At 62.6% G+C, this 11699-nt stretch carries 9 protein-coding genes and 1 pseudogene; 8 read left to right on the top strand and 2 right to left on the bottom strand.

The features are described from left to right. Positions 1-224: pseudogene (locus tag DK261_RS11700) on the top strand (autotransporter domain-containing esterase); the annotation flags it as partial. Positions 225-454: 230 nt separating this feature from the next. Here the strand turns inward: DK261_RS11700 and DK261_RS11695 are convergent. Continuing rightward, positions 455-1438 carry a TerC family protein gene (locus tag DK261_RS11695; RefSeq protein ID WP_110175736.1) on the bottom strand — a complete coding sequence of 328 codons (984 nt, stop codon included), beginning with the start codon at positions 1436-1438 and terminating at the stop codon, positions 455-457. 311 nt (positions 1439-1749) lie between these two features. Here DK261_RS11695 and DK261_RS11690 point away from each other — a divergent pair, with 311 nt between their 5' ends. From DK261_RS11690 to DK261_RS11680, 3 genes are all read left to right on the top strand, one after another. Continuing rightward, positions 1750-4146, top strand: a complete 2397-nt coding sequence (locus DK261_RS11690) for a TonB-dependent siderophore receptor (protein WP_110175735.1) — start codon at positions 1750-1752, stop codon at positions 4144-4146. A gap of 322 nt (positions 4147-4468) precedes the next feature. Then, positions 4469-5488, top strand: coding sequence for a fimbrial protein (locus tag DK261_RS11685; RefSeq protein WP_110175734.1), 1020 nt, complete (start codon positions 4469-4471; stop codon positions 5486-5488). A 245-nt stretch (positions 5489-5733) separates the two neighbouring features. Beyond that, the gene (locus DK261_RS11680) at positions 5734-7059 is read left to right on the top strand and encodes an LLM class flavin-dependent oxidoreductase (RefSeq protein ID WP_110175733.1); all 1326 of its coding nucleotides are present in this window, start codon (positions 5734-5736) and stop codon (positions 7057-7059) included. A 4-nt stretch (positions 7060-7063) separates the two neighbouring features. Here the strand turns inward: DK261_RS11680 and DK261_RS11675 are convergent, their stop codons facing one another. Then, positions 7064-7963: a LysR substrate-binding domain-containing protein gene (locus tag DK261_RS11675; protein ID WP_110175732.1), complete on the bottom strand. Its 900-nt coding sequence runs from the start codon at positions 7961-7963 to the stop codon at positions 7064-7066. Positions 7964-8170: 207 nt separating this feature from the next. Between DK261_RS11675 and DK261_RS11670 the strand changes: the two genes are divergently transcribed. The 4 genes from DK261_RS11670 to DK261_RS11655 are packed head-to-tail and all read left to right on the top strand — an operon-like array spanning position 8171 to position 11697. After that, on the top strand, positions 8171-9118 hold the full coding sequence (locus DK261_RS11670) for a branched-chain amino acid ABC transporter permease (RefSeq protein ID WP_110175731.1): 948 nt from the start codon (positions 8171-8173) through the stop codon (positions 9116-9118). Continuing rightward, on the top strand, positions 9115-10218 hold the full coding sequence (locus DK261_RS11665; RefSeq protein WP_009049484.1) for an ABC transporter ATP-binding protein: 1104 nt from the start codon (positions 9115-9117) through the stop codon (positions 10216-10218). Before DK261_RS11670 ends, DK261_RS11665 begins: the two co-directional genes overlap by 4 nt. Beyond that, positions 10215-10988 (top strand): ABC transporter ATP-binding protein, encoded by a 774-nt coding sequence (locus tag DK261_RS11660; protein ID WP_110175730.1) that lies wholly within the window; start codon positions 10215-10217, stop codon positions 10986-10988. The genes DK261_RS11665 and DK261_RS11660 overlap by 4 nt, the downstream gene beginning before the upstream one ends. Next, positions 10981-11697: an ABC transporter ATP-binding protein gene (locus DK261_RS11655; RefSeq protein WP_009049482.1), complete on the top strand. Its 717-nt coding sequence runs from the start codon at positions 10981-10983 to the stop codon at positions 11695-11697. Before DK261_RS11660 ends, DK261_RS11655 begins: the two co-directional genes overlap by 8 nt. Positions 11698-11699: the final 2 nt, after the last annotated feature.

Genomic DNA, 11699 nt, shown 5'->3' with positions numbered 1-11699 from the left:
AATACGAGGACGATACCCAGAAGCTGACCATGGCCCTCAACAGCCTGCCGGACAACAACTACACCCTCGAAGGCTATACCCCGCAGACCAACCTGAACCGCCTGAACCTCGGGGTCAGCCACAAGCTCACCCAGGACCTGGCCCTGCGCGCCAGCTACAACGTCCGCAAGGACGATGACTTCACCCAGCAAGGCATCAACGTCGGGGTCAGTCTCGACTTCTAAAATCCCCCGCAGCCTCGGCAGCGGCTACGAGGTTTCCACCTGTAGCCGCTGCTTCGCGTCATCAGGCCCGACCGGACGCGAATCAGGTCATCAGCTGTCTCGGGTCCGGGTACGGCAGCACTTGTCGCAGATCGGCCTTATGCCTTGCCAGCGCTTCGCTGCCACCCATCGACAGGCCTGGGCTGCGTAGCAGGGTGGATTCGGCGCAAGTCACGTGAGGAACACAGTTGCTACGGCGTTCGCATCCGGTCCTCGTCAGACGCTTTGTTGCGACTTTTGATCAGGCTCAGCAGCACCGAAGCCAGGATGATTCCACCGACCACGGCCAGCGACCATTCCACCGGCATGTGCAGCCACGGCATCAGCGTCATCTTGGTGCCGATGAACACCAGCACGATCGCCAGGCCGTACTTGAGCAGGTGGAAGCGGTCGGCCATGTCGGCCAGCAGGAAGTACAGGGCGCGCAGGCCCATGATCGCGAAGATGTTCGAGGTGAACACAATGAACGGGTCGGTGGTGATGGCAAAGATCGCCGGGATGCTGTCGACCGCGAACATCAGGTCGCTGGCCTCGATCAGCACCAGCACCAGGAACATCGGCGTGGCCCAGCGCCGACCGTCTTGCAGCACAAAAAAGTGCTCGTCATGAAACCTTTTGGTGATGCGCAGATGGCCTTGTACCCAGCGTAACAAGGGGTTCCTGGCGAGGTCGGGCTGCTGGTGGGCGAAGAGCAGCATCTTGATCCCGGTGATGATCAGGAACACACCGAACGCATACAGCAGCCACGCGAACTGCGACACCAGCCACACGCCGGCGAAAATCATCGCCCCGCGCATCACGATTGCCCCGAGCACCCCGTACAGCAACACCCGGCGCTGCAACTCCGGCGGCACGGCAAAGTAGCCGAAAATCATCACGAAGATGAACATGTTGTCGATCGACAGCGACTGTTCGATCAGATAGCCGGTAAGGAATTCCAGGGTCTTGTGTCGTGCGATCTCAGGCCCGAACTCGGCTTCCAGGTACCACCAGAGCAATCCCGCGAAGACCACCGCCAGCGTGGACCAGGCAATCACCCAGGACGATGCCTCGCGCACCGATACGCGGTGCGCCTTGCGCCCGCCGAGGACAAACAGGTCCAAGGCCAGCATGGCAAGCACGAAGGCGATGAAGGCGAACCACATCCAGGGTTCGCCGATGTGCAGGGACTGCATGCCGTTCTCCCGGTCAGGGCTTTGTTCTGGAGCCGACAGGTCATGCTAGCGGGGAGCTTGCCATGAAGAAAAATCGATTATTCCTGGGCCATGGTTCGTTATTTACGAAGTGTCGCGGATGCGTTCGGCTTATGCCCTGGTTTATTCGATAACGGTATTTAAAAATTTATCTGATAGCGCTTTAGATTATATGGCCGGTCAACTGGATCCATTCTTAAAACAGAATCGATGATCGCCACCGTCCGCCGCACGGATCGCTCGTCTGCATGCCAGGCGTTGTTCGCCCTGGTTTTGGCGTCAAGGAGAGCGGTATGGGGAGCTACACAAAACACCTTCTGTCCACGGCGATCGTCTCGGCCAATGTGCTGGGCGCCGTGCTCTGGAGTGGCGGCGCAGGGGCCGCGCAGGCCACGGAAGACAGCGACACAGCGGCCCGGCTGGATACGGTGATCGTCACCGGCACCCGGGCCCAGGAACGCACCGCCAGCGCGTCGCTGTCACCCATCGATGTGATTGCCGGCGAGAGCCTGCGCAGTTCCGGTTCCAGCGAACTGGCCACGGTGCTGGCCAAGCTGATCCCGTCGATCAATTTCCCGCGTCCGAGCCTGGTGGATGGCGCCGAGCTGACCCGCCCGGCGCAGTTGCGCGGGTTGTCGCCGGACCAGGTGCTGGTGCTGGTGAACGGCAAGCGCCGGCACACCTCGGCCTTCGTCAACCTCGGCGGCGCAGTGGGGCGCGGCTCGGCGCCGGCGGACCTGAACGCGATCCCGCTGTCGGCCATCGACCATATCGAGGTGCTGCGCGATGGCGCCTCGGCGCGTTATGGCTCGGACGCTATTGCCGGGGTGATCAACATCATCTTGAAGAGCGCCGACCACGGCGGCTCGATATCCACTAAATACGGGCAGTACAAGAAGGGCGACGGCATTCAGCGCCAGGTCGCCGGCAACAGCGGTTTTGCCCTGGGGGACAACGGCTTTGTCAGCCTGTCCGGCGAGGGCGCGAACAACGACTACACCGACCGCGCCGGCAAAGACTTCCGACCCGCCAGCGTCGGCTCCACCACCTACGGCCAGCATGTGTTCCGCCAGGGCGAACCGGAAACCGAGGAGGGCAAGTTCCAGTTCAACTCGGCCTACAGCCTCAACGATGCCGCCGAGCTGTACGGCTTCGGCGGCTACAGCAAGCGCCGGGGCGAAACCGCGGCCTTCTATCGCGCCAGCAATGCCTCGAACAACAACCCGGTGCTGCACCCCAACGGTTACCTGCCGCTGATCAACGGCACCCTGCAAGACACCAGCCTGGTGCTCGGCCTGCGTGGCGAGCTGCTGGACAACTGGCACTACGACCTGTCGGCCAACTACGGCAAGAACACCTATGAACTGCGGACCAAGACCATCAATACCTCGCTGGGCCTGGACACCCCGCACGCGTTCGACAACGGCACCCTGACCAACGACCAGCGGCAACTGAGCCTGGACCTGTCGCGGGAGTTCAGCCTGGGCTGGCTGCCTTACCCGGTGTCGGTGGCTTTCGGTACCGAGTACTTGCACCAGGGGTATCAGATCGAGGCCGGGCAGCCCGAGTCCTACTACCAGACCGGCAGTTCCGGGCTGGGCGGTTTCCGCGATTCGGACGCCGGCAGCTCGTCGCGCCACAACTTCGCCCAGTACCTGGACCTGGAGACCCACTTCACCGACAAGCTGGCGGTGTCGGCGGCGGTGCGGCATGAGGACTACAGCGACTTCGGTTCCAACGTCAGCGGCTCGCTCTCGGCGCGCTACGACTTCACCCCGCGGGTGGCCTTGCGCGGCAGTGTTTCCACGGGCTTTCGCGCGCCGTCCCTGGCGCAGCAGAACTTCACCTTCACGTCGTCGCAACTGATCGGCAACACGATTCAGGAATCCGGCACCTTCGCCGCGGACAGCCAGGTCGCCAGGCTGCTGGGAGCGGAAGATCTCAAGGCGGAAAAATCGCGCAACTACAGCCTGGGCCTGGTGCTCGAACCGCTGGACAACCTGACGGTCACCGCCGACCTGTACCACATCGATATCCGCGACCGGGTGTCGCTGTCGTCGAACCTGGTGCTGAATAACACCGCGATCGATTACCTCAAGGCCAACGGCGTCGGCAACATCAACTACACCAGCGCGCGCTACTTCACCAACGCCACCGACACCAGCACCGACGGCGTGGACCTGGTGGCCAACTATCGCTACCGGCTGGACAACGGCATCCGCTGGAACAGCACGCTCGGCTACAACTACAACCACACCAAGGTCACCGATGTGAAAGCCAACCCGGCGATCCTCGATCAACTGGGGGTCAACCTGGTGCGGGTCGACCGGCGCGAGCGCATCGGCCTCTTGGGCGACACCACGCCGCAGCACAAGCTGAGCCTGGCCAACGACTTCAACTACGGCAACTGGGCGCTGCACAGCAATCTGGTGCGTTACGGCGAGTTCACCAGCTACCAGGCGGACAAGGTCAACGACCAGACCTTCAGCGCCGCCTGGCTGCTGGACCTGGCGGTCGACTACAAGCTGCAGAACTGGCTGTTCACCCTGGGCGGCGACAACGTCACCGACAAATACCCGGAGAAGGTCAACGCCTACGCCTCCAGCGGCGGCAACCTGGCGTACAGCACCTTCTCGCCCTACGGCTATAGCGGCGCGTTCTACTACGCCAAGGTTGCCTATAGCTGGTAGGGCGTAGCGGGCAGGGCGCAAGGCGCTGTCCAAAGGGCCCGGCGGTTTTCGGGCCCCGTGGGGGATTGGCCGTGGCGCGTCATGACTGCATCGGCCAGCCCGTCCGATGATCGGGTAAGGAAAGTTCTCCAGATTAATGGGCAATTCCTCTTGGGCGAGATGCTTGCCATAAGAATCTTTCTTCATTTTGCTGAGCAAAACTCTTATGGGAATTATGGAAAGTGGAGAATTTCTTTGAGATTAGTCTTATTTAGACTGTTAAGTCTGAGACGTAGTATCTGTTCGGGCTTTTTTTGTTTTTTATTGTTTTAGGGAGTGTCTCTTGTTCAGGGCTTATGGTTTTAAACCGTTGCCGGTGTTTTTGATCGTGGTGGGCGGTTTGTTTTCCCAGTACTCAGCCGCCGCTTTAAGGGATGTTTGCGTTCCTTTAGGTGATGCCACTGTTAGCGTTCCTTTCTCAACTTCGCTGGTTGCCAGGCAGGACGTTGAAGTTGGCAGCGTGCTGGGTACCGCAGAGGTTAAAACAATTATGAGGTGTGACAACCGTTACTTCCCAACCGGGTCGTCTGCTTTATATTTCAAGTCGTCTTCCAACGAGTCGATTGCAGTAAGTAAAGGGGCATTTAAAACGAAACATGCCGGGATTGGGTTGAAATGGACTATGTCAAGCTCCTCTGGAAGCCAGTCATTTAGTAATACCGCTCTTAATAGTAAAACTCCCACGGTCAATTTTAACTTTCCCTATCAGGGAGGGGTCAAATATTACACGCTTGAACATACGTTCGAATGGATCAAGCTGGGGGATATTGCCGCGGGCCGTTTTTACTTTCCGGACATCACCGTGATGACCGCTCCAGACTCCCTGTTTGGCGGGCTTTATGATAAGAAACTCAATAAGTTTCAATTTCCAACGATCAATGTCACGGTGCCTTCCTGCTACCTGCCTCAGGATAGCGTTCAGGTCGACATGGGAAGAATGAATGCAGCCAGCTTTCATGGTCCTGGAAGTTTCACGGCAGCAAAAAACTTTTCGATTGAGCTACTGTGCAGTTCAAGTGCGATACTTGCCATGACACTGGATGACACTCATCAGATCAGCGATTACCAGGGGACTATCAAGTTATCGTCTTCGGAGCAGTCGGCGAAGGGGGTAGGTATCCAGGTACTCAACGCCTCTACAGGGAGCCTTACACCGATGCTGCTGGGTAAAGCCCAGTTCATGGGAACAGCAGTGGTGGGCCTCAACCCGATAAAGTTGGCGGCCAGGTATATCCAAACGGAAAATCAGGTTTCAGGTGGCAAGGCCGATGGCACACTGACCTTTGTCTTTAGTTATCTTTGAATGCTGAGTTTCTGTTTCAGATCGACAGTGTCCGCCGTTTGAATTCATTGCTTGCAGAACGATCCTGAACTCGCCGTTGCAAGTTCGCGGCCCTCGAGGCATTTGCAGCGGCGGGCTGTTTCTGCGCTACGCAACGCACCGCGTCATAACGGCATAAGCCAGCACCTTTGATTATTGGACAGGCCAAGTTTGCCCGGTCGATGCTGCGGGTCCTCTGACCCAGGAGCTATCACAAGGAGCTTTCCATGCCTGCCCAACGCCAACTTAAACTGGGCGCCTTCATGCGTCCGGTCAGCATTCACACCGGCGCCTGGCGCTACCCGGGCGCCTATCGCGACGCCAACTTCAACTTCGCCCACCTCAAGCGTTTCGCCCAGACCCTGGAGCGGGCGCGCTTCGATGCGTTTTTCATGGCCGACCACCTGGCCTTGCTCAACATGCCCATCGAGGCCTTGAAACGCAGCCATACCGCCACCTCGTTCGAACCCTTCACCCTGTTGTCCGCCCTCAGCCAGGCCACCGAACACATCGGCCTGGTGGCGACGGCCTCGACCACCTACGACGAGCCGTTTCATATCGCCCGGCGTTTCGCTTCCCTCGATCATTTGAGCAACGGTCGCGCCGGCTGGAACATCGTCACCACCGCCAACCCCGATGCCGCGCTGAACTTCGGCCTGGAGCAGGCCTTCGCCCATGACCAGCGTTATGCCCGGGCGCGGGAGTTCTATGAGGTGGTCACCGGGCTCTGGGACAGCTGGGCGGACGACGCCTTCATTCGCGATGCCGACAGCGGGGTGTATTTCGACCCGGACAAGCTGCACCGCCTCGACCATGCTGGCCGCCACCTGAACGTGCGCGGGCCGCTGCACATCGCGCGCCCGGTGCAGGGCTGGCCGGTGATTGTGCAGGCCGGCGCGTCGGAGCCCGGTCGCCAGCTGGCGGCGGAAACCGCGGAGGTGATTTTTGTCGCCCCGGGCACGCTGGAGGAGGGGCAGGCGTTTTATGCCGATATCAAGCGGCGCATGGTCGCCGTCGGCCGCGACCCCGAGCACCTGAAGATCCTGCCCGGGGCCTTTGTGGTGGTCGGCGATACCCAGGAGGAAGCACGGCGGATCCGCGCGCACCTCGACAGCCTGGTGCACTACGAGAGCGCGATTGCCTCGCTGTCCATCGCCCTGGGTACGGACGCGACGAAGTTCGATCCGGACGCGTTCCTGCCGCCGATCCCCGAAACCAACGCCAGCCAGAGTGCCCGCGAGCGCGTATTGGCGCTGGCCGATCGCGAACAGCTGACGGTCCGCCAACTGGCCCAGCGTCTCGGCGGATACGCCGGCCTGTCGTTCGTCGGCACCGCGCGGAGCATCGCCGACGACATGCAGCAATGGCTGGAGACCCACGGCAGCGACGGTTTCAACATCATGTTTTCCTGGCTGCCGGGCGGCCTCGACGACTTCGTCGCCAAGGTCATTCCCGAATTGCAGGGGCGGGGGATTTTCCGCCGCGAATACGAGGGCGCTACGTTGCGCGAAAACCTCGGGCTGCCGCGGCCGGCGAATCGGTTTTTTGCCTGAGCTTTTATCCCCGCACCAGGCTGCGCTTGATCCACTCATACAGCTCGACGCCTTCGGTGGAGAGTTCGCTGTTGGCGCGGCGGCACAGGTAATACTGACGCCCGTCGTCGACCTCCAGGTCGAACAGTTTCACCAGCTCGCCACTGGCCACATGGGGCGCCACCAGCGGCTCGCGCAGCAATGAGCAGCCGAGGCCGGTGAGGGTGGCGGTCAGGGCCAACTGGCCGTCTTCCAGCAGCAGGCCGTTGAGCGCGGTGGCGTGGCGCACGTCGGCGGCCTGCAGCCACTGGCCCCAGGTGCCGCGTTCCTCGTCGTGCAGCAGCGGCAGTTCGCTCAGGGCCTGAGGGCTGTCGATGGGGCCGTGCCGTTCGAGAAAGGCGCGGCTGCAATAGGGCGTGACCGCCCCGGAAATCAGGGGCTCGCTGTGATACCCCGGCCAGTGCCCGGTGCCGAAGCGGATCGACAGGTCCGCCGCGTCGCTGGGGTAGCTGCGGTGGTTGGCGTAAGTGACGTTGATGTCCAGCTCCGGATGGTCCCGCAAAAACTCCGCCAGGCGCGGAATGAACAGGTTGATGCCGAACAGCGGGATCAGGCTGATGGTGACCTGGCGCGTGGCGCTTTTTTCCCGCACATGCTCGGTGGCGCTGCGCAGCACGGCGAAGGCCGAGCGGATCGCCCGGTAATACTCGCGGCCTTCCTCGGTGAGGATCAGGTTGCGGCCCTGGCGCAAGGTCAACGGCTGCTGCAGGAAGCTTTCCAGCAGGTGCAACTGATGGCTGACCGCGGAGGGGGAAACGTCCAGCTCGCGGGCGGCGGCATTCACCCCGCCATGGCGGGCGAAGGCTTCGAAGGTGCGCACGGCACGCAGCGGAGGGTCATTGGCTAACTGTTCTAAATTATTCATGTGTTGAATTAAATACCAAGATATTTGAGAAATAAAGAGCCGTAACTGCCGTATTTATGGCGGTTATAGCGTTTTTGTTATTTCGCATAACTATATGAATTTCTGATATTTGATAAAAATAGAATAAATAACTAGTGTGCCGCGTTCTTGCTTTCCGGTCGGCGCGCGGTGCGGTCCGACCCTTGGTACATGGGGTTGATGGTTTTCATGGATGCCTTTATCCAGCAACTGCTCAATGGCTTGATGTCGGGCAGTCTCTACGCGCTCGTGGCCCTGGGTTACACGATGGTCTACGGCATTCTGCGGATCATCAACTTCGCCCATGGCGATGTGTTGATGATTGGCGCTCTGATCGGGTTGTCGGTGATTCGCCTGTTGCAGGCCGCCTGGCCCGAATTGCCCGCGGTGCTGGTCCTGCTGCTGGCCACGCTGATCGCCATGGCCTGCTGCGCCTTGCTCGCGGTACTGATCGAGCGGGTCGCCTACCGGCGCTTGCGCCATGCGCCGCGCCTGGCCCCGCTGATCAGCGGCATCGGCGTGTCGCTGCTGCTGCAAACCGCCGCCATGCTGGTGTGGACGCGCAACCCGCAGATGTTCCCGCAACTGCTGCCGCTGGAGCCGATCGAGGTGCTGCCGGGTGCTTCCGGGCATGGCGCGGTCACCAATGCCACCGCCCTGACCACCATCGGCATCGCCCTGGCGGTGATGCTGGCGCTGCTGGTGCTGGTGGAGCGCAGCCGCTTTGGCCGGGCCATGCGCGCGGTCGCCGAGAACCCTCAGGTCGCGAGCCTGATGGGCATCGACCCCAACCGCATCATCGTGCTGACCTTCGCCATCGGCGGCGCCCTGGCCGCGCTCGCTGGCATCATGATGGCCAGCAACTACGGCAGCGCGCATTTCTACATGGGCTTCCTGCCAGGGATCAAAGCCTTCACCGCCGCGGTGCTGGGGGGCATCGGCAACCTCAAGGGGGCGATGCTCGGCGGCCTGCTGCTGGGGCTGATCGAAGCCCTGGGCACCGGCTACCTGGGAACGGCCACCGGCGGCGTGTTCGGTAGCAACTATCAGGATGTGTTCGCCTTTATCGTGCTGATCGCGGTGCTGGTGTTCCGTCCTTCGGGGATTCTTGGCGAACGACTGGCGAGCCGCGCATGACACTCACGACCGCACTGGCAACACCTTCCAGCACCCGCGCCCACTTCGGCCTGTTGCTGTTCACCCTGGCCCTGGTCCTGGCGCCCTGGGTGGTCGGCCATGCGGGCGGCAACACCTGGGTCCGGACCCTGGATTTCGCGCTGCTCTACATCATGCTGGCCCTGGGGCTGAACATCGTGGTCGGTTACGCCGGGCTGCTGGACATGGGCTTTATCGCCTTCTACGCGGTGGGCGCCTACCTCGCGGCGCTGCTGTCCTCGCCGCACCTGCTGGCGCAGTTCCCGGCCCTGGCGGCGGTCCTGCCGGAAGGTTTGCATACCTCGATCTGGCTGATCCTGCCCCTGGCCGCGCTGCTGGCGGCCGGCTGCGGCCTGGTGCTGGGGGCGCCGACCCTGCGCCTGCGCGGCGACTACCTGGCCATCGTCACCCTGGGTTTTGGCGAGATCATTCGCATCCTGCTGCGTAACCTCGACCGGCCGGTGAACCTCACCAACGGCCCCAAGGGCATTGCCCAGGTCGACCCGGTGCACCTGCTGGGGATCAACCTCGGCCGCAGCCAGGAGTTGTTCGGCCTGCGCCTGCCGTCGGTTTACCTGTACTACTACCTGTTCGCCGCGTTGGTGCTGCTGATCCTGTTCGCCTGTATCCGCCTCCAGCGTTCGCGCATCGGTCGCGCCTGGATGGCGATTCGCGAGGACGAGGACGCGGCGCAAGCCATGGGCCTGGATACCCGGCGCCTGAAGCTGCTGGCGTTTGCCATCGGCGCCGCCTTTGGCGGTGTGAGCGGCGCGCTGTTCGCCTCCTTTCAGGGCTTCGTGTCGCCGGAGTCTTTCACCCTCAACGAGTCGATTGCCGTGCTGGCCATGGTGGTGCTGGGCGGCATGGGCCATATCCCTGGAGTGATCCTCGGCTGCGTGCTGCTGGCGGCCTTGCCGGAAGCGCTGCGCGCGAGCATGGGCCCGTTGCAGCAGGCGTTGTTCGGCCAGGTGCTGCTGGACCCGGAAATCATCCGCCAGCTGTTCTACGGGCTGGCGCTGATCCTGGCCATGCTCTATCGGCCCGCGGGCCTGTGGCCGGCGCCGGCGGGAGGTGCGCGATGAGCCAGCCGTTGTTGCGGATCGCAGGGGTGAATAAGCACTTCGGTGGCGTCGCCGCGCTGAGCGATGTCAGCCTGAGCATCCAGCCCGGGGAAATCTACGGCTTGATCGGCCCCAATGGCGCCGGCAAGACCACCTTCTTCAATGTCATGACCGGCCTCTACAGCGCCGACTCCGGAAGTTTCCAGCTCGATGGCCAGGCCTATCGGCCCACGGCGGTGCACCGGGTGGCCCGGGCCGGCATCGCCCGGACCTTCCAGAACATCCGCCTGTTCAACGGCATGAGCGCGCTGGAGAACGTCATGGTCGGGCGCCATGTGCGCACCCGCAACGGCCTCTGGGCCGCCTTGAGCCGGCATCGCCGGGCCCGCGAGGAAGAAGCCCGGACCCGCGAGCAGGCCTGTCGCCTGCTGGAATACGTGGGCCTGGCCGGCTTCGCCGACTACCGTGCCGACAGCCTGTCCTACGGCCATCAGCGACGCCTGGAAATCGCCCGCGCCCTGGCGACCGAACCGCTGCTGCTGGCTCTCGACGAGCCGGCGGCGGGGATGAACGCCAGCGAGAAAGTGCAACTGCGCGGCCTGCTGGAAAAAATCCGCGGCGATGGCCACAGCCTGTTGCTGATCGAGCACGACGTGAAACTGGTGATGGGGGTATGCGACCGCATCAGCGTGCTGGACTACGGCCGGGTGATCGCCGAGGGCGCGCCAGAGCAGGTGCGTCGCCATCCGGCAGTGATTCAAGCCTACCTGGGAGCCAGCGCCGATGTCTGAGCCACTGTTGAAAATCGACGGCTTGCAGGTGCGCTACGGCGCCATCGAAGCGGTCAAGTCCCTGGACCTGCGGATCGCCGAGGGTGAGCGGGTGACCCTGATCGGCGCCAACGGCGCGGGCAAGACTTCCAGCCTCAAGGCGCTCACCGGGTTGCTGCCGGCGGCCCGGGGGCAGATCCATTTCGCCGGGTGTCCGGTGCTCGGCCTGGCGCCCCATGAACTGCTGCGCCAGGGCATCGCCATGGTCCCGGAAGGGCGCGGTATCTTCGCCCGCATGACGGTGCTGGAGAACCTCCAGGCCGGGGCCTTCCTGCGCCGTGACCGGGCCCAGGTCAACCGCGAGATCCGCCAGCTGTTCGAGCACTTTCCACGCCTGGAAGAACGTCTGCAGCAGTGCGCCGGGCTGCTCTCCGGCGGCGAGCAACAGATGCTCGCCCTGGCCCGCGCGCTGTTGTCCCGGCCGCGCCTGCTGGTGCTGGACGAGCCGTCCATGGGGCTGGCGCCGATCATGGTGGAGAAGCTGTTCCAGGTCATCGACGACGTCTGCCGCCAGGGCATGACCCTGTTGCTGGTGGAGCAGAACGCCCGGCTGGCCTTGCAGGTCACTGATCGCGCCTACGTGATGGACACCGGCCGCATCAGCCTGAGCGGCGCCTCGCGCGATCTGCTCGACGACCCCGAGGTGCGCGCGGCGTACCTCGGGGAATGAAT

The sequence above is a fragment of the Pseudomonas sp. RW409 genome, from assembly GCF_003184125.1.
In the GTDB taxonomy this organism is placed as follows: domain Bacteria; phylum Pseudomonadota; class Gammaproteobacteria; order Pseudomonadales; family Pseudomonadaceae; genus Aquipseudomonas; species Aquipseudomonas chlororaphis_I.
This window is presented reverse-complemented; position numbering and strand designations above follow the sequence as displayed.